We start from the raw sequence: 25,919 nt of genomic DNA, 5'->3' as shown, positions 1-25,919 counted from the left end.
CGCCGGCGGGAGGTCAGACCTCCTCGACGCTGGACGGCTCGCGGCGGCTCAGGTCGATGCCGAGCTCCTCCGCAGCGCGGAAGACGTCGTCGTCGGTCTCCCGCATCTCGATGCTCGTGCCGTCGCTGGAGAGGATCTCCACGTTCAGGCAGAGCGACTGCATCTCCTTGATGAGCACCTTGAAGGACTCGGGGATGCCCGGCTCGGGGATGTTCTCGCCCTTGACCACGGCCTCGTAGACCTTCACGCGGCCCAGGACGTCGTCGGACTTGATGGTGAGCAGCTCCTGCAGGGCGTAGGCGGCGCCGTACGCCTCCAGCGCCCACACCTCCATCTCGCCGAACCGCTGGCCGCCGAACTGGGCCTTACCACCCAGGGGCTGCTGCGTGATCATGGAGTAGGGGCCGGTCGAGCGGGCGTGGATCTTGTCGTCGACCAGGTGGTGGAGCTTGAGGATGTACATGTAGCCCACCGAGACCGGGTACGGGAACGGCTCCCCGGAGCGGCCGTCGAACATCCGGGCCTTGCCCGACTCGTCGACCAGGCGCTCACCGTCGCGGGTCAGCGTCGTGCAGCCCAGCAGACCGGTGATCTCGTTCTCGGAGACGCCGTCGAAGACCGGGGAGGCGACCGGGGTGTTCGGGGCCACCTCGCGGGCGACCTCCGGGATGCGAGCGGCCCACTCGGGGTTCCCCTCGATCTTCCAGCCCTGCTTGGCGATCCAGCCCAGGTGCAGCTCGAGGACCTGACCGACGTTCATGCGGCCGGGCACGCCCAGCGGGTTGAGCACGATGTCGACGGGGGTGCCGTCCTCGAGGAACGGCATGTCCTCGACCGGCAGGATCTTCGAGATGACGCCCTTGTTGCCGTGGCGGCCGGCGAGCTTGTCACCGTCGGTGATCTTGCGCTTCTGGGCCACGTAGACGCGGACCAGCTGGTTCACGCCCGGGGGCAGCTCGTCGCCGTCCTCGCGGTCGAAGACCTTGACGCCGATGACGGTGCCGGACTCGCCGTGGGGGACCTTCAGCGAGGTGTCGCGCACCTCACGGGCCTTCTCGCCGAAGATGGCGCGCAGGAGGCGCTCCTCGGGGGTGAGCTCGGTCTCGCCCTTGGGCGTGACCTTGCCGACGAGGATGTCGCCGGGCACGACCTCGGCGCCGATGCGGATGATGCCGCGCTCGTCGAGGTCGGCGAGGACGTCCTCCGCGACGTTGGGGATGTCCCGGGTGATCTCCTCGGGGCCCAGCTTGGTGTCGCGGGCGTCGACCTCGTGCTCCTCGATGTGGATCGAGCTCAGGACGTCGTCCTGGACGATCCGCTGGGAGAGGATGATCGCGTCCTCGTAGTTGTGGCCCTCCCAGGGCATGAACGCGACGAGGAGGTTGCGGCCCAGCGCCAGCTCGCCCTGGTCGGTGGACGGGCCGTCCGCCAGGACGGTCCCGCGCTCGACGTGGGTCCCCTCGACCGCCAGCACGCGCTGGTTGTAGGAGGTGCCCTGGTTGGAGCGGCGGAACTTCGCCAGCCGGTAGGTCGACGTCGTGCCGTCGTCGTTGGCGACGGTCACCATGTCGGCGCTGACCGAGGTCACGGCACCGGGCTTCTCGGCCACGATGACGTCACCGGCGTCGACGGCGGCGTGCAGCTCCATGCCGGTGCCGACCAGCGGCGCCTCGGCGCGGACCAGCGGCACGGCCTGGCGCTGCATGTTGGAGCCCATGAGCGCGCGGTTGGCGTCGTCGTGCTCCAGGAAGGGGATCATCGCGGTCGCGACGGACACCATCTGGCGCGGCGAGACGTCCATGTAGTCGACCTCGGCGGCCGGGACGAACTCGGCCTCGCCGCCCTTGGCGCGCACCAGGACGCGCGCCTCGGTGAACTCCTGGCGCTCCCCCAGCGGGGCGTTCGCCTGGGCGATGACGTGCTCGTCCTCCTCGTCGGCGGTGAGGTAGTGCACCTCGTCGCTGACGACGCCGTCGACGACGCGGCGGTACGGCGTCTCCACGAAGCCGAACGGGTTGATGCGCCCGTAGCTCGACAGGGACCCGATCAGGCCGATGTTCGGGCCCTCAGGGGTCTCGATCGGGCACATGCGGCCGTAGTGCGACGGGTGGACGTCACGGACGTCCATGCCGGCGCGGTCGCGGCTCAGGCCGCCCGGGCCCAGCGCCGACAGGCGGCGCTTGTGGGTCAGGCCCGCCAGCGGGTTGGTCTGGTCCATGAACTGGCTCAGCTGGCTCGTCCCGAAGAACTCCTTGATGGAGGCCACGACGGGACGGATGTTGATGAGCGTCTGCGGCGTGATGGCCTCGACGTCCTGCGTGGTCATGCGCTCGCGCACGACGCGCTCCATGCGGCTCAGGCCCGTGCGGACCTGGTTCTGGATGAGCTCGCCGACGGCGCGCAGGCGACGGTTGCCGAAGTGGTCGATGTCGTCGACCTCGACGCGGATGTCGGCCTCGGCGCCCCCGCGGGTGCCCTTCATCGTCTTCTGGCCGGCGTGCAGCGTGACCAGGAAGCGGATGGTGGCCACGACGTCCTCGACGCGCAGCGTCCCCGCGGTCAGGGGCTCCTCGAGCCCGAGCTTGCGGTTCAGCTTGTAGCGACCGACCTTCGCCAGGTCGTACCGCTTCGGGTTGAAGTACAGGTTGTCGAGGAGGGTCTGGGCGGCCTCCTTCGTCGGCGGCTCGCCCGGACGCAGCTTCCGGTAGATGTCCAGCAGCGCGTCGTCCTGGCCGGTGGTGTTGTCCTTCTCGAGCGTGGCCCGCATGGACTCGAACTGGCCGAACTCCTCGAGGATCTGCGCGTCGGTCCAGCCGAGCGCCTTGAGGAGGACCGTGACGGACTGCTTGCGCTTGCGGTCGACGCGGACGCCCACCATGTCGCGCTTGTCGACCTCGAACTCGAGCCACGCGCCGCGGCTGGGGATGACCTTCGCGGAGTAGACGTCCTTGTCGGACGCCTTGTCGATGGTGTGCTCGAAGTAGACGCCCGGTGAGCGCACGAGCTGGGACACGACGACGCGCTCGGTGCCGTTGATGACGAAGGTGCCGCGCGGGGTCATGAGCGGGAAGTCGCCCATGAAGACGGTCTGGCTCTTGATCTCGCCCGTAGTGGCGTTCATGAACTCGGCGGTCACGAACAGCGGAGCGGCGAACGTCATGTCGCGCTCCTTGCACTCCTCGAGGGAGTACTTGGGCGGCTCGAAGCGGTGGTCGCGGAAGCTCAGCGACATGGACCCCGAGAAGTCCTCGATCGGGGAGATCTCCTCGAAGATGTCCTCCAGGCCGGAGGTGCTGGGCACCTCCCCCTCCTTGGAGGCGGCGGCGACGCGCTCGCGCCAGCGCTCGTTGCCGAGGAGCCAGTCGAAGCTCTCGGTCTGCAGGGCCAGGAGGTCGGGGACGTCGAGCGGCTCGCGGATCTTCGCGAACGACACACGGCGGGCGGTCGAGGTGGAACCGTTGGAGCTGGGGCGGAGCGAGGTGCGCGAGGCGACCAAGAGGAGTCCTTCCACGGGCCTGCGGACGGTGCGGGCGCATGCCAGCGAACCCCTATCCGGTTTCCACCGGAATCAGGGCATGCAGGAGTGTGCGCAAGGGGATACCGTACTCTCCCGCCCCGCACAAGTCCAGTCGCCGTCACTGACGGCCTGACGCGCAGCGCGCTCCCCGACCCCGTCGTCGGTCCACCCGTCGCCCGCGCTGCGCGCTGACCCCGGCGACGACGATGGTGCCCTCGCCGTCCGCGCGCGTCAAGCAGGCGCGCCCCAGCCGCACCGAGCGACCTCCACCGGTCCGGCGGAGCCGCTGCTCGGGCCTGCGGTCACGGCCGGAACGCGGCAGCGGCGCCGGCTCCGAGGAGCCGGCGCCGCTGCGCTGGGTGGTGCTGGTGGTCCGGGCTCGCCGAGGACGGCGGCCCGGACCGGTCTCACTTGACGGAGACGGTGGCGCCAGCGCCCTCGAGCTGGGCCTTGGCCTTCTCGGCGGCGTCCTTGGCGACCTTCTCCAGGACGGGCTTGGGGGCGCCGTCCACGAGGTCCTTGGCCTCCTTCAGGCCGAGGCTCGTGAGGGCGCGCACCTCCTTGATGACCTGGATCTTCTTGTCACCGGCGGCCTCGAGGATGACGTCGAACTCGGACTGCTCCTCGACCTCCTCGGCGGCAGCGCCACCAGCGGCGCCACCAGCGGCGGCGACGGCGACGGGAGCAGCGGCGGTGACCTCGAAGACCTCCTCGAACTTCTTCACGAAGTCCGAGAGCTCGATGAGGGTCATCTCCTTGAAGGCGTCGAGCAGCTCGTCAGCGGACAGCTTGGCCATGGTGGCTCTCCTCTTTCAGTACCAGTCAGTGTCAGCAGCGGCGCGCGGTGTCGCGGCCGCGGTGGTGCAGGGGCGAGGGCGCGAGCCCTCAGGCCTCGTCGGCCGCGGGAGCGGCCTCGTCGGCGGCCGGCGCAGCGGCCTCGGCCGGCGAGCCGGCCTCGACCTTGGCGCGCAGGGCGTCGACGGTGCGGGCGGCCTTCGACAGCGGCGCGTTGAAGACGTACGCGGCGCGGTTGAGGGAGCCCTTGAGCGCGCCGGCCATCTTGGCCAGCAGGACCTCGCGGGGCTCGAGGTCGGCCAGCGCCGCCACGTCAGCCGCGGACAGCGGCTTGCCCTCGAGGAACCCGGACTTGATGACCAGCTGCGGGTTCGTCTTGGCGAACGCGCGCAGGCCCTTGGCGGCCTCCACCGGGTCACCGGTGATGAACGCGATGGCCGTGGGGCCGGACAGCTGGCCCTCGAACGCGTCGACGCCGGCGTTCTTCGCGGCGATCGCGGTGAGGGTGTTCTTGACGACGTTGTAGCTGCCGTTGTCGCCGATCGCGCGGCGCAGCTCCTTGAGCTGCGCGACGGTCAGGCCGCGGTACTCGGTGAGCACGCCGGCGTTCGCCTCGCGGAAGAGCTCGGTGAGCTCTGCGACGGCTGCTTCCTTCTCAGCGGTGGGCACGATCCTCCTTCCGGGGGTGCGTGTCAGTCGAACGGCGGGCCGCTCCCCCGGTGTGCTGGAGGTGCTGCCCGGCCGCCGGTCGTGCCCGGCCCGCAGACGACGAGAGCCCCGGCGCCAGGCGCACGGGGCTCGCAGGAGGCTTCCGGGCCGGGCGCTGACGCGCTGGCGGAGTGCCTCTGGATCTCGCTCACCTGCGCTGGACGCCCGCTGCTGCAGGACCTTCGGATGCTTCCTGCGGGGCAGGTGGCACCGACCGGCGGTCTTGGGTGCACTCAGTCTACACGTCCGACCCGGTGGGTCTGACCGCCGCGAGCAGCCCAGCGCTCGGGAGCGGCCGTCACCGACCGTCCGACGACGACGGCCCCTGACCCGGCAGGTGCCGGGTCAGGGGCCGTCGAGGGAGGAGGTCAGGCCGTGGCGACCGCGCCGTCCTCGAGCAGGTTGCGGGTGCGCGCCGGGTCCACCGGGATGCCCGGGCCCATCGTCGTCGCGATGGTCGCCTTCGAGATGTAGCGGCCCTTGGAGGCGGCCGGCTTGAGGCGGAGCACCTCGTCGAGCGCTGCCGCGTAGTTCTCCACCAGCGAGGCCTCGGAGAAGGAGGTCTTGCCGATGATGAAGTGCAGGTTCGAGTGCTTGTCGACGCGGAACTCGATCTTCCCGCCCTTGATCTCCGTCACGGCCTTGGCGACGTCCATCGTCACCGTGCCGGTCTTCGGGTTGGGCATGAGGCCGCGCGGGCCGAGCACGCGGCCCAGGCGGCCGACCTTGCCCATGAGGTCGGGCGTCGCCACGGCGGCGTCGAAGTCGAGGAAACCGCCGGCGACGCGCTCGATCAGCTCGTCACCGCCGACGATGTCCGCGCCCGCGGCCTCAGCGGCGGCGGCGCGGGGCCCCACGGCGAAGACCAGCACGCGGGCGGTCTTGCCGGTGCCGTGCGGGAGGTTGACGGTGCCGCGGACCATCTGGTCGGCCTTGCGCGGGTCGACGCCCAGGCGGAAGGCCACCTCGACGGTGGCGTCGTACTTGGTGACCGAGGTGTCCTTGGCCAGCTTCACGGCGTCGAGCGGGCTGTAGAGGGCCTCGCGGTCGATCTTCTCGGCGGCGGCGCGGTAGGCCTTGCTGTGCTTCACGGTGCTCTTCTCTCTGTGGTCAGGCGGCCCGGTTCGCTCCCGGGCCTCCCACGACTGCGGGGGCGCTGCGCCTGCCGTGGTGGCGGTGCGCAGCGGTGGTGCGAGCGGGCTCAGCCCTGGACGGTGATGCCCATCGAGCGGGCGGTGCCAGCGATGATCTTCATCGCGGCGTCGACGTCGTTGGCGTTGAGGTCCTGGAGCTTCTGCTCGGCGATGGCGCGCACCTGGTCGGAGGTCAGCGACGCGACCTTGGTGGTGTGCGGGGTGGGGGAGCCCTTGGCGACGCCAGCCGCCTTCTTGATGAGCTCCGCGGCCGGCGGGGTCTTGAGGATGAAGGTGAACGAGCGGTCCTCGTACACCGTGATCTCGACCGGCACCACGTTGCCGCGCTGCGACTCCGTCGCGGCGTTGTAGGCCTTGCAGAACTCCATGATGTTGACGCCGTGCTGGCCCAGCGCGGGGCCGATCGGCGGGGCCGGCGTGGCCGCGCCGGCGTTGATCTGGAGCTTGATGAGTCCGGAGACCCGCTTCTTGGGGGGCATGGCTCTTCTCTACCTCGTGGACGTGGGACGTCGTGGTGCTGGAGGGCCCCAGGCCGTGGCGGCCTGGCAGCGACCGGTCAGATCTTGGCGACCTGGCCGAAGGACAGCTCGACCGGCGTCTCCCGGCCGAAGATGGAGACCAGCACCTGCAGCGTGCGCCGGTCGGTGTTGATCTCGGAGATCGTGGCGGGCATCGTCTCGAAGGGACCCTCCATGACGGTGACCGACTCGCCCACCTCGAAGTCGACCTCGGTGACCGTGGTCGACTTCGCCGTGGCCTTGGCGCTCTCCTTCGGCTGCAGCGCCGGCGCCAGCATCGAGAACACCTCGTCGGTGCTCAGCGGCACCGGCTGGTGGGTGTTGCCCACGAAGCCGGTGACCCCCGGGGTGTGGCGCACCGCGCCCCAGGACTCGTTGGTGAGGTCCATCCGCACCAGCACGTAGCCCGGGATGCGCACGCGGCGCACGAGCTTCGGCTGGCCGTTCTTGATCTCGCGGACCTCCTCCATCGGCACCTCGACCTGGAAGATGTAGTCCTCCATGTTGAGGCTGCCGATGCGGTTCTCGAGGTTGCTCTTCACGCGGTTCTCGTAGCCCGCGTAGGAGTGGATGACGAACCAGTCACCGGGAGCGCGGCGCAGCTGCGCCTTGAACTCCTCGACCGGGTCGACGTCGTCCTCGTCCTCGTCGGAGGGGGCGGGATCACCGGCGTCGCCCTCGTCGGACACGGCGGGCTCGTCCTGGTCCGCCTCGTCGGCGACGACCTCGACGGCCGGCTCCTCCGCGTCGCCCTGCTCCTGCCCCTGGGCAGCAGCGTCGTCCACCTCGAGGGTCTCGTCGGCGTCGGCGTCGAAGGTCTCGCGGGAGTCGTAGGACTGCTGGGACACGATGGGTGGGCCTGCTTCCTGTCTGCGGGTGCTGCTGGTGCCGGGGCGCGACGCGGTGAGCGGCTCAGCTGCCGCCGAGCACCCAGAGCACCAGGCGCCCGAAGCCGAGGTCCAGCAGGGACACGTACGTCATGACGACCGCGACGAACACCAGCACGACGGAGGTGTAGGTCACGAGCTCGTCGCGGGTGGGGTAGACCACCTTCTTGAGCTCTGCGACCACCTCGCGCAGGAACACGAGCAGGCGGGCGAAGGGCCCTCCGCGTCGGCTCGCCGCCGCGGTCGCCCCGGAGGCGCTGCCCGGCTGGGTGTCCGTCACGTCGGTCGCACCTCCTCGGCCGGCGTGCGCCGGCGCTCCGCTGTGGTCGTGCTGCTGGCTGGTCCTGCTGGTGTCGGTCTGGTCGACCCTCGTCGCAGGGCAGGCGGGACTCGAACCCGCAACCGCCGGTTTTGGAGACCGGTGCGCTACCAATTGCGCCACTACCCTCTGGTGGCCCACCGCGCTGCACCCGGGGCTCTCTGAGCGTCCGGACGCAGGCAGCACACGACCACCGGCCCGCAAGCATACCTTTCGTCGAGGGTGGGTGTGACCGGGCGCGGACTCCTGCGAGAGGATCGCTGCTGTGAGCGCCGCCTCCGCCACCCAGCCAGCCCAGCCGACCGGTGCCCAGCGCCGCGTCTCCGCCCGCCTCGCCGCCATCGCGGAGTCGGCCACGCTCGCCGTGGACGCCAAGGCCAAGGCGCTCAAGGCGCAGGGCCGGCCCGTCATCGGCTTCGGCGCGGGTGAGCCCGACTTCCCCACCCCGGCAGACGTCGTCGAGGTGGCCGCCGCGGCGTGCCGCGACCCGAGGAACCACCGCTACACGCCCGCCGGCGGCCTGCCGGAGATGAAGGCCGCCGTGGTCGCGAAGACCCTGCGCGACTCCGGCTACGAGGTCACCCCGGAGCAGGTGCTCGTGACGAACGGCGGCAAGCAGGCCGTGTACACCGCGTTCGCCGCGCTGTGCGACCCCGGCGACGAGGTCATCCTCCCGGCGCCCTACTGGACCACCTACCCCGAGGCCGTCCGCCTGGCGGGCGGGGTGCCGGTGGAGGTCTTCGCCGGGGAGGACCAGGGCTACCTGGTCACCGTGGAGCAGCTCGAGGCCGCGCGCACGCCCCGCACCAAGGTCCTGCTGTTCTGCTCGCCGTCCAACCCGACCGGCGCGGTCTACGACGAGGCCCAGGTCCGCGCCATCGGCGAGTGGGCGCTCGAGCACGGCGTGTGGGTGGTCACCGACGAGATCTACGAGCACCTGCTCTACGACGGGGCGACCGCGCCGTCCCTGCCCGTGGTGGTGCCGGAGCTCGCCGACACCACGCTCGTGCTCAACGGCGTGGCGAAGACGTACGCGATGACCGGCTGGCGCGTGGGGTGGCTCATCGGCCCCCGCGACGTCGTGAAGGCGGGGACCAACCTCCAGAGCCACCTGACCAGCAACGTCGCCGACGTCTCCCAGCGCGCGGCGGTCGCGGCGCTGGAGGGTTCCCTCGACGCCGTGGCGCACATGCGCGAGGCGTTCGACCGCCGCCGCCGGACGATGGTGGAGATGCTCTCGGCGATCGACGGCGTCGAGTGCCCCACGCCGCGGGGCGCCTTCTACGCCTACCCCTCGGTCAAGGCGCTGCTGGGCCGCACGATCCGCGGCCGCGTCCCGACGACGAGCGCCGAGCTCGCCACCCTGCTGCTCGAGGAGGCCGAGGTGGCGGTCGTGCCCGGTGAGGCGTTCGGCCCCTCGGGCTACCTGCGGCTGTCCTACGCCCTGGGCGACGACGACCTCGTCGAGGGCGTCAGCCGCATCCAGCGCGTGCTCGGCGAGGCCCGCTGACGCCTGGGCTCCGCGCACGGTGCGCTGAGGGCGCTGCTGAGGGGCGCTGACCGGATCCCGGTCAGCGCCCCTCAGCGCTCTCACCCGGTGCCGTCCCGGACGCGCAGGCCCACCGCCACCACGGCTCCGCAGGCGGCCACCAGGACGGCGACCGCCAGCAGGAGCACCGCCGGCGGCGCGAGCGGCGCGGCCAGTGACAGCGCCTCGGGCAGCAGGAAGCCCAGGTAGGTGGCGCTGTAGTACCAGCCGGTCATCGCGCCGAGGTCCCGGGCGGTGGCCACCGCCTGTACCTCCACCAGTCCCGCCACCAGGACGACGCCGTACGCCACGCCCAGCACGGCGGAGGCGAGCAGCGCGAGGGGCACCGACGGCGAGGACGCCACGCGCGCGCACAGGACCGTCCCGACCAGCGCCGCCCCCAGCCCCACGAGGAGCTGACGCCCCCCGGTCAGCGCGGCGAGCCGCGGCACCCACGGCTGCACGAGCGCACCGGCGGCCAGGCCCACCACGCACAGCAGCGCCGCGGTCGCGACCGCCAGCCCGCCCGTCCGGCCGGTGATGAGGGCCGGGGTCACGGCGTAGGCGAGCGCCGCCGCACCGAAGACCCACGGCGCCGCCGGCAGCACCACGCCGAGGAAGCGGCGCCGGGCGCGCCGCGGGACGCGCAGGTCCGCCAGGAGCTCCGCCGCCGAGGGCCGGCGCAGGCCCGTGCGCGCGAGCAGCGGCCGGGTCTCCGGCGCCGTCAGCAGCGGGACCAGCGACACCAGCGCCAGCAGCGACTGCACCGCGTACGGCAGCACGGTGGGCACCGGCCCCCACTGCGCCAGCGCCCCGGAGACCCCCGCCCCGACGCCGAACCCCGCGGTGAGCGTGAGCGCGGCCCGCCGGGCGCGCAGGCCCGGCTCGACGTCGTCCTCGAACGGCGTCGTGGAGAGCTCCTTGACCCAGGAGGTGCCGACCACCATCGCGGCGGCGACGCTGAGCCCCGCGAGGAAGCGACCCGCGCACATGAGCACCACGCCGCCGGACCCCACGGCCAGCACCGCGCTGGCCGCCATCCCCAGGACCACCGCCACCACCGTGGGCCGCTTGCGTCCGACCAGGTCGGACAGCGGCCCGGCCAGGAGGAAGCCCGGCACCAGGCCCACCACGTAGAAGCCGAAGAACAGGTCGACGACGACGGCGGAGTAGCCCTCCACCTGGCGGTACAGCAGGAGCAGCGGCGTGAAGTGGTTGCCGCCCCAGGCGCACGCCAGGAGGGCCGGCGCGACGCGCCTCCAGGGGCGCCCCGGCGAGCGCTCCGCCACCCCGCCCGGCCCGTCCGGCCCGTCCGGCCCGTCCGGCCCGTCAGCCACGGCGCCGGGCGTCAGAGGCTGCAGCCGACGAGCTCGGGCTCCGGGGCCAGCTCCACGCCGAAGCGCTCGCGGACGCCGTCGCGGACGGCGCGGGCCACGGCGAGCACGTCGGCGGCGCTGGCGCCGCCGCGGTTGGTGACGGCCAGGGTGTGCTTGGTGGACAGCGTCGCGGGCCACGACGACGGCACCGCGCCGTCGGGCCCGCAGCCGCGGCCGAAGCCCGCGCGCTCCACGAGCCAGGCGGCGGAGGTCTTCACCAGCCCGCTGGCGGCGTCGGGGTGGCGGGGCGCGCCCTCCGGCAGCGCCGCGGCCTGCTCCGGCGCGAGCAGGGGGTTGGTGAAGAACGACCCGGTGGACCAGGTGTCGTGGTCGGCCTCGTCGAGCACCATGCCCTTGCGCCGGCGCAGGGCCAGGACGGCCTCGCGGACCTCGGCGAGCGGGCGCCGCTCCCCCGGCCCGGTGCCGAGCTGGTCGGCCAGCTCGGCGTACCTCACGGGCGCGGCGAGGTCGTTCACGGGCAGCTGCAGGACGACGTCGAGGATCACGTAGCGGCCGGGCTCGTCCTTGAAGAGCGAGTCGCGGTAGCGCAGGCGGCAGTTCGAGGCGGGGATGGTGCGCAGCCGACCGTCGCGCCGGTCCCAGGTCTGGACGCTCGCGAGGACGTCGGACAGCTGCTGGCCGTAGGCCCCGACGTTCTGCACCGGTGTCGCGCCGACGGTGCCCGGGATGCCCGACAGGCACTCGACCCCCGACCAGCCGTTCGCGACGGCGCGGGCGACGAGGCCGTCCCAGTCCTCCCCGGCGTCGACGTGGAGGAACGCCCCGCCGCACCAGTCCCCCGACTCCAGCTCGACGCCCTTCGTGCGCACGACGACGACGGTGCCGTCGAAGCCGTCGTCCCCGACGACGAGGTTGGAGCCGCCGCCGACGACGAGCAGGGGCTCCCCCGCGGCGTCGGCGGCGCTGACGGCGTCCACGACCTGCTGGCGCGTGGTCGCGACCACCGTGCGGGCCGCGGGTCCCCCGACGCGCAGGGTGGTGAGGTCGGCGAGGCGGACGGGGCCCGGCGCGGAGCCCTGCCCGTCGGCGGTGGAGGTCACGGCAGCAGGCTAGGCGGTGCTCCCGGCGGCGTCGCGGCGCTCGCCAGGAGAGCCCGCCGCCGGTCGGGCCACGCGGCTGACCAGGAGCGAGGGCACGGCCACGAGGGCCACGACGAGCAGCGAGTCGAGGACGCCCACGTGCTCGCCGAGGAAGCCGAGCAGGGGCGGGCCCGCGAGGAACGCGGTGTAGCCGATGGTCGTGACCACGCTGACGCGCACGGCGGCGCGCTGCGGGTCGTCGGCGGCGGCGCTGATGCCCACCGGGAAACCGAGCGCGGCTCCCGCTCCCCACAGGACGGCACCGACCAGCGCGAGCGGCAGCCACTCGCCGAAGACCACCAGCAGCGCGCCGACGGCCCCGAGCCCGGTGGTGGCGCGCAGGACGGGCACGCGCCCCCAGCGGTCCAGGGCCCACTGCCCGCCGAGGCGGGCCGCGGTCATCGCGGAGAGGAAGACGGCGAAGCCGACGGCACCGACCGCGGCGGACGCGCCGTAGCCGTCCACGAGGGCGATGGCCATCCAGTCGTTGGCCGTGCCCTCGGTGAAGGCGGCGGAGAGCACGAGGACGCCGATGAGCAGCGTGCGCGGCTCGCGCCAGGCGCCCAGCGCGCTCAGCCGCGCCGGCGCGACCCCGGCGGTGGCAGCCGGGTCAGCGGTGGCGCCCTGCGCGGCGGGAGAGGCGGCCCCGGCGCCGGCGGCTCCAGGAGCGCGCCCGCCTTCGGGCAGGAAGCGGCCGCTGGACCACCACAGCAGGGCCAGGGAGACCACCGCGACGCCGGCCGCGTGCACCCAGACCGGCACGTCGCCCCAGGCCATGAGGGCGCCGAGCCCTGCCGACAGCACCGTGCCCCCGCTGAAGCCGGCGTGGAAGGCCGGCATGATCGCGCGGCCGAGGTGCTGCTCGACCAGGGCGCCCTCGAGGTTCATGCCGACGTCCCACGCGCCGATCCCGACGCCCATGAAGACCATGCCCACCACGGTCAGCGGCACCGAGTGCAGGGCGGACGCGGAGAACGAGGCCCACGCCAGCCCGCCCAGCCCGAGGACCGTGGCGAGCCGCACGAGGCGGGTGGTGCCGATGCGGGCGGCCAGGGGTCCCGCGGTGGGCAGCGCGGTGACCGAGCCGACGGCGATGCAGAGCAGGAGCAGGCCGAGCTGGGCCTGGGACAGCCCGAGGTCGTCACGGGTGGTCGGCAGCCGCGACGCCCAGGTGGCGAAGGCGATGCCGTTGAGGGCGAAGACGACGAAGACGGCCGTGCGCGCGGCGCGGACCTGCTGCGACGGTGCGCTGCGGCGGGTGGGCCCAGCGCCGACGCCGGCGGCCGAGGGGGTGGTGGACACGGGGGGAGCTCCAGCGCTGGAGGGGCCGGCGCAGTCGCGCCCCGCCCACGATCGAATCGATTCGACGACTAGGCTCGCACCCGTGCGGGAGGCGGGTCAAGGCGACGCGGGCTCGGTCGACGGGGCGGGCGCGGCGGAGCGCGGCAGCGGTCGTCGGGCGCGCCCCACCCTCAAGCAGGTGGCGGCCCGCGCCGGCGTGTCCACCTCGACGGCCTCGCTCGCCTTCTCGGGGGACGCCCGCGTGGTGCCCGGGACGCGAGAGCGCGTGCTCGCCGCGGCCGCCGAGCTCGGCTACGCCGGCCCGGACCCGCTGGCGCGCTCGCTGCGGCGCGGGCGCTCCCGCGTGGTCGGCGTCGTCGTGGGAGACCGGCTGGGCTACGCCTTCGCCGACCCGCTGGCGGTCGTGCAGCTCGACGCCCTCGCCGACGAGGTCGGGGCGCTCGGCGCCGGCCTGCTGCTCATCGGCGGCGTCGAGGACGACCCCTCACGCCTCGCCGTGGTCGAGCAGGCCCCCCTGGACGCCGTCGTCTTCGCGACCTGCGGCGGCGACGACGACCCCGCCCTGGACCTCCTGCTGCGCCGGCGCGTGCCCGTGGTGGGCGTCGAGGGCCCCTACCGGGACGGCGTGCACCTGGTCGACCTCGACAACCGCGGAGCGGCGCGACAGGTGGCGCAGCACCTGGCTGGGCTCGGGCACGCGGCGGTGGGTGTCGTGGCCCTGCCGTGGGGCCCCCACCGCCGGCGGGGGTGGCTCGAGGGCGCCCGCCGCAGCACCCGCGGCTACAACGACGCCTGGGAGCGCCTGGCGGGCACCGAGGACGTCCTGCGCGGCGAGGACGCCCCCGCGCTGCGCACCTGGGAGACGGCCACCAACTCGCGAGAGGAGGGCGAGGCCGCGGCGCGGGCCCTCCTCTGCGACGGCGCCGGCGCGCTGCTGCCGGCCCCGCGGCGCCCGACCGCCGTCGTCGCGCAGTCAGACCTGCTGGCCGTCGGCGTGGTCCAGGCCGCCCGGGCCCTGGGGCTGCGGGTCCCGCAGGAGCTGTCCGTCACGGGCTACGACGGCGTGGAGACGCCGTGGCTGGGCGAGGACCGGCTGACCACGGTGCGCCAGCCGGCGGCGGACCGTGGTCGAGAGGCCGGACGGATGGTGGCGACCCTCCTCGCGGGAGGGGTCCCGCAGCCCGTGCACCTGCCCGTGGAGCTGGTCGTCGGGACGACGAGCGCGAGCCCGCCCCGGTGAGGGCCGCGGCTCGGGCGGGGGCTCAGGCGGGCAGGCGCACGACGGCGCGCGCTCGACCGAGCACGCGGGTGCCGCCGCACGTGGCGGTCAGGTCGACGCGGACCGTGCCGGCCTCGGCGTCGACAGCGCCGACGACGGCACTGACCTCGAGGTCAGCGCCGCTCTCGGCGTCGACGGGGACCTGGCCGGTGAAGCGGGTGCCGTAGTCCACGACGGCACCGGGGTCGCCGCACCAGTCGACGACGACGCGGACGGCGGCGCCCATGGTGAGCATGCCGTGGGCGATGACCCCCGGCAGCCCCACGGAGCGCGCCACCTCGTCGGACTGGTGGATGGGGTTCTGGTCGCCGCTGGCGTCCGCGTAGCGCACGAGGTCGGCGCGGGTGAGGTGGACGGTCGTGGAACCCACGGCGTCACCGACGGACACCTGGGAGGTCGTCAGGGTGGTCATGAGCGCGTGGCTCCCCTCACTCGCCGCGGACCACGAGCATCGACGTGGCGGTGCACACCGGGACACCGTCCTCGGTGGTGATCTCGTTGCGCGTGGTCACGAGGTCGTTGCCGGCCATGCGGCGCACGGACTCGACGGTGAGGGCCGCCACGAGGCGGTCACCCGCGACCACGGGGCGGTGGTGGGTGAAGCGCTGCTCGCCGTGGACGACGCGGGAGAAGTCGACGCCGGAGGCGGGGTCGTCCACGAAGCGCGCGTCGCTCGCCTGCGCCAGACCCACGAGGAAGGTCGGCGGGGCGACGACGTCCGTGTACCCGAGCTCGCGCGCCGCGTCGACGTCGACGTGGGCGGGGTGGGTGGCTCCGGTGGCCTCGGCGAACGCAGCGATGGCCGCCCGGGACACCTCGAGGGTGTCTCCGGACGGCCACGTGCGGCCGACCTGGTCGGCGGGGTTCGGCACAGCGGCGCCGCTGACGAGGGTCAGCGGGTCTCGCGGTGGGTGGTGTGGCGGCCGTCGCGCGGGCAGAACTTCTTCATCTCCAGGCGGTCCGGGTCGTTGCGCCGGTTCTTCTTGGTGATGTAGTTCCGCTCCTTGCACTCGGTGCACGCGAGCGTGATCTTCGGCCGGACGTCGGTCGACTTGCTGGCCACGGCAGGCCGTCCTCTCACATCTGCACAAGCCGTCCGCATCGGGTGCGGCGGCACGGGTTCGGCGCAGCAGTCTACGCGGCGCCAGGACTGGTCTTGACCAGCCGGCTCCCGGGGGACGACGTGCAGCGCGTAGCGGGAGAGGGACTCGAACCCTCGACCTCACGATTATGAGTCGTGCGCTCTCGCCAACTGAGCTACCCCGCCTGGGGAGCTGGTCAGCGGCTCGCGCCGCTGACCAGCCGTGGAGCCCCGATAGGGAATCGAACCCTAGACCTTCTCCTTACCATGGAGACGCTCTGCCGACTGAGCTATCGGGGCCGGCGACCGCGAGCCTACACGGCCTCCGGAGGAGGACCGCGCAGGACCCGCGGACTCGCGTGGCAGGTGCAGGATTCGAACCTGCGAAGGCATTGCCGGCTGATTTACAGTCAGCTCCCATTGGCCGCTCGGGCAACCTGCCGCGGCTGCCTACGATAGCAAGTCCTCCGCCGGGTGCGGCGCATCCCCTTCGCGGGGCGCGCCCCCGAGTGCGAGGACCAGCACCGACCAGCCCTCACCAGCCCCCCAGGAGGCACCCCCGTGGCCAGCGAGTCGTCGTTCGACGTCGTCAGCAAGCTCGACCGCCAGGAGGTCGACAACGCCCTGAACCAGGCCGCCAAGGAGATCGCCCAGCGGTACGACTTCAAGGGCACCGGGGCGTCCGTGGAGTGGAGCGGCACCGAGGTCATCGCCATGAGCGCCAACAGCGAGGAGCGCGTCAAGGCGGTGCTGGACGTGCTGCAGACGAAGCTCATCAAGCGCGGCGTGTCGCTGAAGGCCCTCGACGCCGGTGAGCCCCGGGTGTCGGGCAAGGAGTACCGGCTCGACGCCTCCCTCAAGGAGGGGCTGAGCCAGGAGGACGCCAAGAAGATCGGCAAGATCGTCCGCGACGAGGGCCCCAAGGGCGTCAAGACGCAGGTCACCGGCGACGAGCTGCGGGTGTCGGCCAAGAGCCGCGACGACCTCCAGGCCGTCATCGCGCTGCTCAAGGCGGCAGACCTCGACGTCGCCCTGCAGTTCGTCAACTACCGCTGAGGCCCCGCGGGCGGGCCTGGCGGCTCCCGAGGACGCCTGGGGCCCTCAGGCGTCGCGGCGCGCGGCGCGCACGGCGACCGCCAGCACCAGCGCCGCGACGGCGGCGGCCAGCGCCACGCCCGCCACGGCCGTGCCGACGGCCCACTCCGGCCCTGCCGCCACCGGCGGCATCGCGACGAGGCGGGACACGGCCGCCGCGGGCAGCAGCTGGTCGAGCAGGTCGCCCCAGCCGGAGGACGGCACCGCGAGCCCCAGCACGGGTTCCACCACGAGGGGCCAGGCGATCACGGCGGCCACCGCGGCGACAGCGCTGCGCAGGAGGGTGGCCAGCGCGAGGCCCGCCACGCCGTGCAGCACCACGACCGCGCCCCAGCCGAGCAGGGGCAGCGCCAGGACGGCGGCCCGGGGCGCCTGCGCCACGAGCTCCTGGCCCGGCCAGAGCGCCACCACGGCCCCGGCGGCCACCAGCGCGGCCAGCGCCAGGACGCAGGACCAGCCAGCCACCACGACCGCCCGCGCCGCCAGCAGCGCACCGCGCCGCGGGACGACCAGGAGGGCCGTCCGCTCCGCGCCGTGCCGCAGGTCACCGGAGGCGACGAGCGCGCCGGCCAGGGCCGCGACCACGCCGACGGCGGACAGGCCCGAGGCGCTGCCGCCCGTGAGCGCCTCCAGGAGGCCCCCGCGCCCGAGGTCGGCCCGCTGGGCGAGGGCGCAGAGAGCCGCTGCGCCCGCACCGCCGACGACAGCGGCGAGGGCGAGCACCACAGCCGTGGAGCGCACCGTGACCAGCCGGACCGCCTCGAGCCTGAGCGCCGCCACGAGTGCCGCGAGCGGGCTCACGCGCCCACCCCCGAGGGCTGCGGGGCGCCGGACACCAGCGCCGTCTCGGGCAGCTCCAGGGACTGCAGGGAGGAGTCGAGGTCGGCGAGGCGCGCGGTGAGCTCGTGGAGGGCGACCCCCTCAGCGCGCGCCACCTCCCCGACGGCCGCCATGTCCAGGCCGGTCACCACGAGGGCGCCGTCGGGCAGCGGGTCGACCGAGCCGCCCCAGCGCAGGACGGCGCCGGCCAGGCGGCCGGGGTCGCTGGCGCGCACGAGGACGGCGCTGCCCGCGTGGGCCAGCAGGTCGGCGACCGGTCCGCTGGCGGCGAGGCGGCCGCGCCGCAGCACCACGAGGCGGTCGGCGCAGTCGACGACGTCGGCGGCTCGCCCGGCCGCGAGCAGCACGCAGCCCCCAGCCTCGGCGTGCTCCCGGACCAGCTGGCGCAGCCACGCGCGCGCGTCGTCGTCGAGGTGGGTGGTGAGGTCGTCGAGCAGCAGGGTGCGGGGGCGCCCCAGGAGGGCGCCCGCCACCGCCAGCCGGACCGCCGCACCGCGGCGCATCGCCGCCGGGCGCTGCCGCTCGGCGCCGACGAGGCCGACCCGCTCCAGCACCTCCGCCACGCGCCGCCGGGGCACGCCAGCGCCCGCTGCGAGCGCCCGCAGGTGCCCCACGGCGGTGCGTCCGGGGTGCAGGGCGCGCGCGTCGAGCGCGACGCCCACGGCCTGCGACGGACGGCGGTGCGCCGCGAAGGGCAGGCCGTCGACGAGGACCGTCCCGGCACCGCGGTCGAGCCCCACGGCCAGCCGGAGGGCGGTGGTCTTGCCCGCTCCCGCGGGCCCCAGGAGACCGGTGACGGCTCCGTCCGGCGCGGTGAAGGAGAGGTCGTCGACGGCGAGGCGGCTGCCGTGGCGCTTGCTCAGCGCGAGGGCCTCGATCACTGCTCGAGAGTCCCACAGGAGGGGGTCTCGCGTGGCCGTTTCACCGGCACTCCACCAGGGCGGGAGCACCTCCGGCGCGCCGTCCGGGAGCCCCGGCGCGGCGTGCACCGAGACCCCCCGGACGAGGGGGGCTCAGCGGGTCTCAGCGGGCCCGGTAGCCGTACGCCATCTCCTCCAGGCGGGCGATGCGCTCCGCCATCGGGGGGTGGGTGCTGAAGAGCTTGGCGACGTCCTGCGCCCTGAAGGGGTTGGCGATGAACAGGTGCGCGCTGTTCTGCACCTGGCGCTCCGGCGCGAGCGGACGGGCCTGGGTGCCCATCTCGAGCTTGCGCAGTGCGGAGGCCAGCGCGAGCGGGTCTCCGGTGAGCTGGGCGCCGTCCTCGTCGGCGTCGAACTCGCGGGTGCGGCTGATGGCCATCTGCACCACGCCGGCCGCGAGCGGACCGAGGAAGAGGATCAGCATCGCGGCGATCGGGTTGGCGCGCTCGCCGTCCTCGCGGCTGCCGCCGAAGAACATCGCCATGTAGGCGAGGTAGGTGATGACCGAGGCCATCGCCGCGGCGATCGAGCTGGTCAGGATGTCGCGGTTGTAGACGTGCATGAGCTCGTGGCCCAGCACGCCGCGCAGCTCGCGCTCGTCGAGGATGTCGAGGATGCCCTGGGTGGCGCAGACCTTGGCGTTCTTGGGGTTGCGGCCGGTCGCGAAGGCGTTGGGAGCGGACGTCGGGGAGACGTACAGCTGCGGCATCGGCTGGCCCGCGCGGGCGGACAGCTCTCGGACGATCCGGTGCATGGCCGGCTGCTCGGCCTCGGTGACGGGACGCGCGCGCATGGCGCGGACCGCGACGGAGCCGGAGGTCCAGTAGGCGATGCCGTTGACGGCGAGCGCGATGACCAGCCCGATGGTCAGGGCCTGGGAGTTCCCGCCGAAGAGCAGGAAGCTGGCCAGCAGCACGACGCCGCCGAGCAGGCCGAACAGCACCGCGGTCTTGACGCCGTTGAAGTGCCCGTGGGCCATGGGGTCCTCTCTCGCACCGGGTCCTTGACCCTTCCTTTACCTTCCACCACCTTGCAACGCCGGACCGCTGCAGCGCGTTCCCGCGCTGGGCCGCTCGTGGGACGCCTCACAGGACCTTCCCAGGACAGGGCGCGCCCGGCGCGCGGCCGTAGCATCGATGCACGTGAGCACCGGATCCGACCCCGCACGGGAGACGCCCGCCCCGCCGACTCCTCCGACGCCCCCGCCGGGCTCGGGGACGGGCAAGCGCGTGGAGGTGCTCGACCGGGTCGTCATCCGCTTCGCCGGGGACTCCGGGGACGGCATGCAGCTCACCGGCGACCGGTTCACCGCCGAGACCGCCTCGCTGGGCAACGACCTCGCCACGCTGCCCAACTTCCCCGCGGAGATCCGCGCCCCCGCCGGCACGCTGCCCGGCGTCTCGAGCTTCCAGCTGCACTTCGCCGACCACGACGTCACCACCCCCGGCGACGCGCCCGACGTGCTCGTGGCGATGAACCCCGCCGCCCTGCGCGCCAACGTCCACGACGTCAGGCCCGGCGGCACGCTCATCGTCGACACCGACGACTTCACCGTCCGCAACCTCGCCAAGGTCGGCTACGGAACCTCCCCCCTGGAGGACGGCAGCCTCGAGGGCTACCGGGTGCACGCCCTGCCCATGCAGTCGATGACGGTGGAGGCCCTCAAGGACCTCGGCCTGAGCCGCAAGGACGCCGAGCGCAGCAAGAACATGTTCGCCCTCGGTCTGCTGAGCTGGCTGTACGAGCGGCCGACGGAGCAGACCGAGCGGTTCCTGCAGGCGAAGTTCGGCAGGCGGGCCGCGGTGCTCGAGGCCAACCTGCGCGCCTTCCGCGCCGGGTGGGCCTACGGGGAGACCACCGAGGCGTTCCCGGTGCGCTTCACCGTGCCTCCGGCGCCGGCCGAGAAGGGCACCTACCGCAACATCACCGGCAACACGGCGCTCGCCCACGGCCTGGTGGCCGCGGCGCACCGCGCGGGCCTGCCCCTGGCGCTGGGCTCCTACCCGATCACCCCGGCCTCGGACATCCTCCACGTGCTGTCCGGCCTCAAGCGGTTCGGCGTGACCACGCTGCAGGCCGAGGACGAGATCGCCGCGGTGGGCATGGCGCTGGGCGCCTCCTTCGGCGGCTCCCTCGGGGTGACGACGACGAGCGGCCCGGGCCTGGCGCTCAAGAGCGAGACGATCGGCCTGGCGGTGGCCCTGGAGCTGCCGCTCGTCGTCGTCGACGTCCAGCGCGGCGGCCCCTCCACGGGCCTGCCGACGAAGACCGAGCAGTCCGACCTGCTGCAGGCGATGTACGGGCGCAACGGCGAGTCGCCGGTGCCGGTGGTGGCGCCCTCCACCCCGGCGGACTGCTTCGACGCCGCGGTGGACGCGGTGCGGATCGCCGTGCGCTACCGCACGCCCGTGCTGCTGCTGTCCGACGGCTACCTCGCCAACGGCTCCGAGCCGTGGAAGGTGCCCACCGCGCACGACGTGCACGCGGTGGACCCCGACTTCTCCACCGACCCCAACTCCACGGCCGCCGACGGCGTGACGCCGCAGTTCCGGCCGTTCCTGCGCGACCCCGACACCCTCGCCCGCCCGTGGGCCGTCCCCGGCACCGCGGGGCTGGAGCACCGCGTCGGCGGCCTGGAGAAGGCCGACGTCACCGGGGAGATCTCCTACGACCCCGCCAACCACGACCGCATGGTCAGGCTGCGCCGGGCGAAGGTGAAGGGCATCGAGGTGCCCGACGTCGTCGTCGACCACGGGGGCCCGGGCGGTGGAGAGCACCACGACGGGGACCTCCTCGTGCTCGGCTGGGGCTCCACCCGCGGGCCCATCACCGCCGCCGTCCGCGAGGCCCGCCGCCGCGGGCTGCGGGTGGCCCAGGCGCACCTGCGCCACCTCAACCCCCTGCCCGCCAACCTCGGCGAGGTGCTGCTGGCCCACGAGCACGTGCTGGTGCCCGAGATGAACCTCGGGCAGCTGGCGCTGCTGCTGCGCGGCCGCTACCTCGTCGACGTCATCAGCTGCAACCAGGTGCGCGGACTGCCGTTCACCTCCACCGAGATCGTCGAGGCCATCGAGGACGTCGTGGCCGGCCGCGTGCGCGAGACCCCCCGGAGGGACGCTCGATGACCACCACCCCCCTGTCCGTCCCGCTCGGCCTGCCGACCGTCAGGTCGGGCAGCTCGGGCACAGCCGGTGTCCCTGCTCTTCCCGAGGGGGTGCGCCTGGGCAAGAAGGACTTCACCTCCAGCTCCGAGGTGCGCTGGTGCCCCGGCTGCGGCGACTACGCCGTGCTGGCCGCCGTCCAGGGCTTCCTGCCGGAGCTGGGGCTGCGCAAGGAGAACGTCGTCTTCGTCTCGGGCATCGGGTGCTCCTCCCGGTTCCCGTACTACCTCGACACGTACGGGATGCACTCGATCCACGGGCGCGCCCCCGCCATCGCCACCGGTCTGGTGGCCACCCGGCCCGACCTGTCGGTGTTCGTCATCACCGGCGACGGCGACGCGCTGAGCATCGGCGGGAACCACCTCATCCACGCGATGCGCCGCAACGTCAACATGACGATCCTGCTCTTCAACAACCGGATCTACGGGCTCACCAAGGGGCAGTACTCCCCCACCTCCGAGGTCGGCAAGGTCACCAAGTCGACCCCGTCGGGCTCGCTGGACGCGCCGTTCAACCCGGTGTCGCTGGCGCTGGGCGCCGAGGCGAGCTTCGTCGCGCGCACCCTCGACTCCGACCGCAAGCACCTGACGCAGGTGCTGCGCGCGGCCGCCGAGCACCGCGGCACGTCGCTGGTGGAGATCTACCAGAACTGCCCGATCTTCAACGACGGCGCCTTCGACGTCCTCAAGGACAGGGACGAGTCGGTCGCCCGCCTGGTGAAGCTCGAGCACGGCCGGGAGGTCGTCTTCGGCGCCGAGGGCTCCCAGAAGGCCGTGGTGCGCTCCGCGTCGGGGTTCGGCGTGGAGGTGGTCGGCCTGGACGAGGCGCGCGCCAGCGGGCGCGAGGTGGTCGTCCACGACGCCGAGACCGCCGACCCGTCGCTGGCGTTCGCGCTCTCCCGCCTGGACGAGCCGACGATGGCGCACGTGCCGGTGGGCGTGTTCCGAGCCCACGACCGGCCCACCTACGACGACGAGGTGCGCGCGCAGCTCGACGCCGCCCGCGAGGCCAGCGGCGGTGACAGCGCGTGGCGCGCCTCCGACGCCGACCTGGAGGGGCTGCTGCGCGGCGGCGACACCTGGTCGGTGGAGTGAGCCGGCAGGCACCCGAGGACGCCCACGGAGTCGAGCAGGGGGACGGGCAGAGCTCCCAGCTGAGGTCCGAGCAGGGGAAGGGCACGCTGCTCGGCCTCTCCGCCTACCTGCTGTGGGGGCTCTTCCCGCTGTACTTCCCGCTGCTGGCGCCCGCCGGCTCGGTGGAGGTGCTCGTCCACCGGGTGCTGTGGACGGCGGTGCTCTGCGTGCTGCTGCTGACGCTGCTGCGCCGGTGGCGTCCCGTGGTGGCGCTGGTCCGCTCGGGCCGGACGGTGGGCCTGCTGGCGGTCGCCGCGGTGGTCATCGCCGTCAACTGGGGCGTCTACATCTACGCGACGCAGACCGCGCACGTGGTCGAGGCCTCGCTGGGCTACTTCATCAACCCGATCATCACGGTGGCGCTCGCGGTGCTGCTGCTGCGCGAGCGCCTGCGCCCGCTGCAGTGGGCGGCGGTGGGGGTGGGGGTGCTCGCCGTCGTCGTCATCACCGTCGACTACGGGCGCCCGCCGTGGATCTCGCTGGTGCTGGCGCTGAGCTTCGGCACCTACGGGCTGGTGAAGAAGCAGGTGGGCGGGACCGGACCCGGCGGGCGGGGCCTGTCGGCGCTGACCAGCCTGTCGGCCGAGACGCTCTTGCTGGCGCCCCTGGCGCTGGTGGCGCTCGTCGTCCTGGAAGCGCGCGGCAGCGGGACGTTCGCGGTGGACGCGCCCTGGCACGCGCTGCTGCTCGCCTCGGCGGGGGTGGTGACGGCGGTGCCGCTGCTGCTGTTCGCCGCGGGAGCCGCGCGCGTGCCGCTCACCACGACGGGCCTGCTGCAGTACGTCACGCCGGTGATGCAGCTGGTGCTCGGCGTGGCGGTGTTCCACGAGGCGATGCCGGCGTCGCGGTGGGCGGGCTTCGCCCTGGTGTGGGTGGCGCTGGTGCTGCTGACCGCCGACATGCTGCGGGCAGCCCGGTCGACCCGGAGTGCGGGGTTGCGCAACGCCGCCGTGACGAAACCCGGAGGAGCCGGACAGTTCACCTCGGCTCCACCCTCCTGACACCGCCGCTCCTCGTGGGCCCCGCAGCGTCAGCCGCGAAGCACACGACCCTTCGAGGAGCCTGTGATGTCGCTGTCCCCCACCCGCGCCCTGCTGCCCATGGCGGGCCACACCCGGGGCACCCGCTCTGCCGCCACCTGCCACTTCAAGTGCGGTGACGCCTGCCTGACGGACGAGCGCAGCGCGTCGGCCTCGCCGTCCTTCGCGAGCGTCGTGGAGGCGTCGCTGTCGCGGCGCAACCTCCTGCTGGGGCTGGGCGCCGTGGCCGCCGCCGCGGGCACCGGCGCTCTGACCGTGCAGCCCGCCGAGGCGACCCCCGCGACGCCGGGGAAGCCAGGGGCGCCCGGCCGGGGTGCGGGCGCCGTGGGCCCGAAGGGGCTCGCGTTCGCGCCGATCGCCCCGGTCCCCAGCACCACCGACCAGCTCACCGTGCCCGCCGGGTACGCGTGGAAGCCCCTCATCAGCTGGGGCGACCCGGTGGTGCAGGGCGCCCCGCCCTTCGACCTGGACCGCCAGAGCGCCGAGGCCCAGGAGAAGCAGTTCGGCTACAACTGCGACTACCTCGCGATCCTCCCGCAGGGGCGGCACAAGGCGCTGCTGGTGTCCAACCACGAGTACACCAACGAGAACCTCATGGTGCCAGGCTTCACCACCGAGGCCGCCCTCACCGTCGAGCAGCTGCGCACCTCCATCGCCGCCCACGGCCTGTCCGTGGTGCAGCTGCGCCGCGGGAAGGACGGCTTCTGGGAGGTGGAGCCCTCGAAGTACGGCCGCCGCTTCACCGGCCTGTCCACCCGCTTCGAGCTGCGCGGCCCCGTGGCCGGCACCGACCTCGTGAAGACCGCGAAGGACCCGGGCGGCCGCACGGTCATCGGCACCCTCAACAACTGCGCCGGCGGCACGACGCCGTGGGGCACGGTGCTGTCCGGCGAGGAGAACTTCGACCAGTACTTCCGCGGGCACCCGCAGGGCGACCAGCGCAACCAGAAGACGTACTCGCTGGTCAAGGACGGGAAGCCGAGCGAGGGCCGCTACTGGCACAAGGCCGACGCCCGCTTCGACACCGCGCGCGAGCCCCACGAGATCAACAGGTTCGGCTGGATCGTCGAGGTGGACCCGCGCGACCCGCGCTCCACCCCCGTCAAGCACACCGCCCTGGGCCGGTTCAAGCACGAGGGCGCCACGACGCTCGTGGCGACGAAGGGCAACGTCGTCGCGTACATGGGCGACGACAGCCGCGGCCAGCACCTGTACAAGTTCGTCAGCCGCGAGCGCGTCGGCAAGGGCGGGAAGGGCGGCCGCAGCGAGCTCCTCGACGCCGGGGACCTCTACGTGGCGAAGTTCGAGGCCGACGGCGACCCCGCCACCGACCGCGACGGCACGGGCACGTGGATCCCGCTGACGAAGGACGGGAAGTCCGCCGTCCCGGGGATGAGCCACGAGGAGGTGCTCGTGTTCACCCGCGACGCCGCCGCGAAGGTCGGAGCCACGCCGATGGACCGCCCCGAGGACGTCGAGCCGGACCCCCGCACCGGGTACGTCTACGTCGCGTGCACCAACAACACCGACCGCACGTCGCCCGCGCCGGCCAACCCGCGCGCGAAGAACAAGGACGGGCACGTCATCGAGCTGCGGGAGGCCGGCGGCGACGCGACCGGCACGCGCTTCGACTGGTCGCTGCTGCTGGTCTGCGGCGACCCGGAGGACCCCTCGACGTACTTCTCGGGCTTCCCGGCAGAGAAGGTGTCGCCGATCTCGTGCCCGGACAACGTGGCCTTCGACAAGGACCAGCCCGGCCTGTGGATCTCCACGGACGGCGCGCCGAGCACGCTGAAGCTCAACGACGCCCTGCACTTCGTGCCGCTGACGGGCGCTGACCGCGGCCGCGTCTCGCAGTTCCTCGCGGTGCCCACGGGCGCGGAGACCTGCGGCCCGTGGATCGACGCCGCCGACGGGTCGGTGTTCGTCAACGTGCAGCACCCCGGCGAGACCGACACCGCCCGGGTCGACGCGCCGGCGTCGGCGTTCCCGTACACGGACGCCTCGAAGCGCACGCCGCGCCCGAGCACGGTCCAGGTGCGACGCACCGGGAAGTAGCCCGCACTCACGGTGATCATGGTCTTCCGCCACCCGGGGGTGGCGGAAGACCATGATCACGAACCGGCCGCTTAGCCTGGAGGCGACACCCGCCGCACCGTCTGGAGC

Annotated in this window: 23 protein-coding genes and 4 tRNA genes; 7 read left to right on the top strand and 20 right to left on the bottom strand. The window is 73.5% G+C overall.

Going from position 1 to position 25,919, the window contains the following annotated elements; translation table 11 throughout:
• Window positions 1-13: 13 nt before the first annotated feature.
• The 8 genes from rpoB to FMM08_RS00475 form a co-directional block, all read right to left on the bottom strand.
• Complete coding sequence (rpoB, locus tag FMM08_RS00510) at window positions 14-3,496, bottom strand: DNA-directed RNA polymerase subunit beta (protein ID WP_147924812.1); 3,483 nt, start codon at window positions 3,494-3,496, stop codon at window positions 14-16.
• Window positions 3,497-3,924: 428 nt separating this feature from the next.
• Window positions 3,925-4,314, bottom strand: a complete 390-nt coding sequence (gene rplL, locus FMM08_RS00505; protein WP_139710069.1) for a 50S ribosomal protein L7/L12 — start codon at window positions 4,312-4,314, stop codon at window positions 3,925-3,927.
• A gap of 88 nt (window positions 4,315-4,402) precedes the next feature.
• Window positions 4,403-4,981: a 50S ribosomal protein L10 gene (gene rplJ / locus FMM08_RS00500; RefSeq protein WP_147924405.1), complete on the bottom strand. Its 579-nt coding sequence runs from the start codon at window positions 4,979-4,981 to the stop codon at window positions 4,403-4,405.
• 407 nt (window positions 4,982-5,388) lie between these two features.
• Window positions 5,389-6,111 carry a 50S ribosomal protein L1 gene (rplA, locus tag FMM08_RS00495; RefSeq protein WP_147924404.1) on the bottom strand — a complete coding sequence of 241 codons (723 nt, stop codon included), beginning with the start codon at window positions 6,109-6,111 and terminating at the stop codon, window positions 5,389-5,391.
• 110 nt (window positions 6,112-6,221) lie between these two features.
• Window positions 6,222-6,653: a 50S ribosomal protein L11 gene (gene rplK / locus FMM08_RS00490; RefSeq protein WP_109773101.1), complete on the bottom strand. Its 432-nt coding sequence runs from the start codon at window positions 6,651-6,653 to the stop codon at window positions 6,222-6,224.
• Window positions 6,654-6,730: 77 nt separating this feature from the next.
• The gene (gene nusG, locus FMM08_RS00485) at window positions 6,731-7,540 is read right to left on the bottom strand and encodes a transcription termination/antitermination protein NusG (protein ID WP_147924403.1); all 810 of its coding nucleotides are present in this window, start codon (window positions 7,538-7,540) and stop codon (window positions 6,731-6,733) included.
• A gap of 64 nt (window positions 7,541-7,604) precedes the next feature.
• Window positions 7,605-7,859 (bottom strand): preprotein translocase subunit SecE, encoded by a 255-nt coding sequence (gene secE, locus FMM08_RS00480; RefSeq protein ID WP_147924402.1) that lies wholly within the window; start codon window positions 7,857-7,859, stop codon window positions 7,605-7,607.
• A 95-nt stretch (window positions 7,860-7,954) separates the two neighbouring features.
• Window positions 7,955-8,027, bottom strand: a tRNA-Trp gene (locus tag FMM08_RS00475).
• Between the two features lie 136 nt (window positions 8,028-8,163).
• Here FMM08_RS00475 and FMM08_RS00470 point away from each other — a divergent pair.
• Window positions 8,164-9,408 carry a pyridoxal phosphate-dependent aminotransferase gene (locus tag FMM08_RS00470; protein WP_147924401.1) on the top strand — a complete coding sequence of 415 codons (1,245 nt, stop codon included), beginning with the start codon at window positions 8,164-8,166 and terminating at the stop codon, window positions 9,406-9,408.
• An 80-nt stretch (window positions 9,409-9,488) separates the two neighbouring features.
• Here FMM08_RS00470 and FMM08_RS00465 read toward each other — a convergent pair whose 3' ends face one another.
• The 3 genes from FMM08_RS00465 to FMM08_RS00455 are packed head-to-tail and all read right to left on the bottom strand — an operon-like array spanning window position 9,489 to window position 13,204.
• Window positions 9,489-10,763: an MFS transporter gene (locus FMM08_RS00465; protein WP_187279446.1), complete on the bottom strand. Its 1,275-nt coding sequence runs from the start codon at window positions 10,761-10,763 to the stop codon at window positions 9,489-9,491.
• 11 nt (window positions 10,764-10,774) lie between these two features.
• The gene (locus FMM08_RS00460) at window positions 10,775-11,863 is read right to left on the bottom strand and encodes a UDP-N-acetylmuramate dehydrogenase (protein WP_147924400.1); all 1,089 of its coding nucleotides are present in this window, start codon (window positions 11,861-11,863) and stop codon (window positions 10,775-10,777) included.
• Between the two features lie 9 nt (window positions 11,864-11,872).
• Window positions 11,873-13,204 carry an MFS transporter gene (locus FMM08_RS00455; protein ID WP_147924399.1) on the bottom strand — a complete coding sequence of 444 codons (1,332 nt, stop codon included), beginning with the start codon at window positions 13,202-13,204 and terminating at the stop codon, window positions 11,873-11,875.
• An 82-nt stretch (window positions 13,205-13,286) separates the two neighbouring features.
• On the opposite strand from FMM08_RS00455, the gene FMM08_RS00450 reads away from it, so the two are divergent.
• Window positions 13,287-14,444, top strand: a complete 1,158-nt coding sequence (locus FMM08_RS00450; protein WP_222710250.1) for a LacI family DNA-binding transcriptional regulator — start codon at window positions 13,287-13,289, stop codon at window positions 14,442-14,444.
• Between the two features lie 22 nt (window positions 14,445-14,466).
• Here the strand turns inward: FMM08_RS00450 and FMM08_RS00445 are convergent, their stop codons facing one another.
• The 6 genes from FMM08_RS00445 to FMM08_RS00420 all read right to left on the bottom strand — a co-directional run bounded on the left by FMM08_RS00445 (window position 14,467) and on the right by FMM08_RS00420 (window position 16,006).
• Window positions 14,467-14,895, bottom strand: a complete 429-nt coding sequence (locus FMM08_RS00445) for a MaoC/PaaZ C-terminal domain-containing protein (RefSeq protein ID WP_147924397.1) — start codon at window positions 14,893-14,895, stop codon at window positions 14,467-14,469.
• 16 nt (window positions 14,896-14,911) lie between these two features.
• Entirely contained in the window at window positions 14,912-15,355 is a 444-nt protein-coding gene (locus tag FMM08_RS00440; RefSeq protein ID WP_147924396.1) for an FAS1-like dehydratase domain-containing protein, read from the bottom strand.
• A 20-nt stretch (window positions 15,356-15,375) separates the two neighbouring features.
• Window positions 15,376-15,546: a 50S ribosomal protein L33 gene (gene rpmG, locus FMM08_RS00435; protein WP_109773109.1), complete on the bottom strand. Its 171-nt coding sequence runs from the start codon at window positions 15,544-15,546 to the stop codon at window positions 15,376-15,378.
• Window positions 15,547-15,676: 130 nt separating this feature from the next.
• Window positions 15,677-15,750: transfer RNA gene (locus FMM08_RS00430), tRNA-Met, on the bottom strand.
• A 38-nt stretch (window positions 15,751-15,788) separates the two neighbouring features.
• Window positions 15,789-15,864 (bottom strand) — tRNA-Thr (locus FMM08_RS00425).
• 60 nt (window positions 15,865-15,924) lie between these two features.
• A tRNA-Tyr gene (locus tag FMM08_RS00420) sits at window positions 15,925-16,006 on the bottom strand.
• 119 nt (window positions 16,007-16,125) lie between these two features.
• On the opposite strand from FMM08_RS00420, the gene FMM08_RS00415 reads away from it, so the two are divergent.
• The gene (locus tag FMM08_RS00415; protein WP_147924394.1) at window positions 16,126-16,620 is read left to right on the top strand and encodes a YajQ family cyclic di-GMP-binding protein; all 495 of its coding nucleotides are present in this window, start codon (window positions 16,126-16,128) and stop codon (window positions 16,618-16,620) included.
• Window positions 16,621-16,665: 45 nt separating this feature from the next.
• Here FMM08_RS00415 and FMM08_RS00410 read toward each other — a convergent pair whose 3' ends face one another.
• From FMM08_RS00410 to htpX, 3 genes are all read right to left on the bottom strand, one after another.
• Window positions 16,666-17,460, bottom strand: a complete 795-nt coding sequence (locus FMM08_RS00410) for a hypothetical protein (RefSeq protein ID WP_147924393.1) — start codon at window positions 17,458-17,460, stop codon at window positions 16,666-16,668.
• Window positions 17,457-18,380, bottom strand: coding sequence for an ATP-binding cassette domain-containing protein (locus FMM08_RS00405; protein ID WP_187279445.1), 924 nt, complete (start codon window positions 18,378-18,380; stop codon window positions 17,457-17,459). The genes FMM08_RS00410 and FMM08_RS00405 overlap by 4 nt, the downstream gene beginning before the upstream one ends.
• A 142-nt stretch (window positions 18,381-18,522) precedes the next feature.
• Complete coding sequence (gene htpX / locus FMM08_RS00400) at window positions 18,523-19,398, bottom strand: zinc metalloprotease HtpX (protein WP_147924391.1); 876 nt, start codon at window positions 19,396-19,398, stop codon at window positions 18,523-18,525.
• 157 nt (window positions 19,399-19,555) lie between these two features.
• Between htpX and FMM08_RS00395 the strand changes: the two genes are divergently transcribed.
• From FMM08_RS00395 to FMM08_RS00380, 4 genes are all read left to right on the top strand, one after another.
• Window positions 19,556-21,544 carry a 2-oxoacid:acceptor oxidoreductase subunit alpha gene (locus FMM08_RS00395; RefSeq protein ID WP_147924390.1) on the top strand — a complete coding sequence of 663 codons (1,989 nt, stop codon included), beginning with the start codon at window positions 19,556-19,558 and terminating at the stop codon, window positions 21,542-21,544.
• A complete protein-coding gene (locus FMM08_RS00390) occupies window positions 21,541-22,674 on the top strand; it encodes a 2-oxoacid:ferredoxin oxidoreductase subunit beta (RefSeq protein ID WP_147924389.1) in 1,134 nt (377 codons plus the stop codon). Before FMM08_RS00395 ends, FMM08_RS00390 begins: the two co-directional genes overlap by 4 nt.
• Window positions 22,675-22,733: 59 nt before the next feature.
• On the top strand, window positions 22,734-23,714 hold the full coding sequence (rarD, locus tag FMM08_RS00385; protein WP_147924811.1) for an EamA family transporter RarD: 981 nt from the start codon (window positions 22,734-22,736) through the stop codon (window positions 23,712-23,714).
• A 66-nt stretch (window positions 23,715-23,780) separates the two neighbouring features.
• On the top strand, window positions 23,781-25,811 hold the full coding sequence (locus tag FMM08_RS00380) for a PhoX family protein (protein ID WP_147924388.1): 2,031 nt from the start codon (window positions 23,781-23,783) through the stop codon (window positions 25,809-25,811).
• The last annotated feature ends 108 nt before the right edge of the window (window positions 25,812-25,919 follow it).

This window comes from Quadrisphaera setariae, from assembly GCF_008041935.1.
In the GTDB taxonomy this organism is placed as follows: Bacteria; Actinomycetota; Actinomycetes; order Actinomycetales; family Quadrisphaeraceae; genus Quadrisphaera; species Quadrisphaera setariae.
Note: the sequence above shows the minus strand (reverse complement) of the source record. Positions and strands in the feature narration are given on the sequence as shown.

Coding starts and splice junctions, on each gene's coding strand:
- FMM08_RS00445 (WP_147924397.1), bottom strand. CDS start 14,895: ATGACCACCCTGACGACCTCCCAGGTGTCCGTCGGTGACGCCGTGGGT.
- FMM08_RS00395 (WP_147924390.1), top strand. CDS start 19,556: ATGCACGTGAGCACCGGATCCGACCCCGCACGGGAGACGCCCGCCCCG.
- FMM08_RS00390 (WP_147924389.1), top strand. CDS start 21,541: ATGACCACCACCCCCCTGTCCGTCCCGCTCGGCCTGCCGACCGTCAGG.
- rplL (WP_139710069.1), bottom strand. CDS start 4,314: ATGGCCAAGCTGTCCGCTGACGAGCTGCTCGACGCCTTCAAGGAGATG.
- rplK (WP_109773101.1), bottom strand. CDS start 6,653: ATGCCCCCCAAGAAGCGGGTCTCCGGACTCATCAAGCTCCAGATCAAC.
- FMM08_RS00380 (WP_147924388.1), top strand. CDS start 23,781: ATGTCGCTGTCCCCCACCCGCGCCCTGCTGCCCATGGCGGGCCACACC.
- htpX (WP_147924391.1), bottom strand. CDS start 19,398: ATGGCCCACGGGCACTTCAACGGCGTCAAGACCGCGGTGCTGTTCGGC.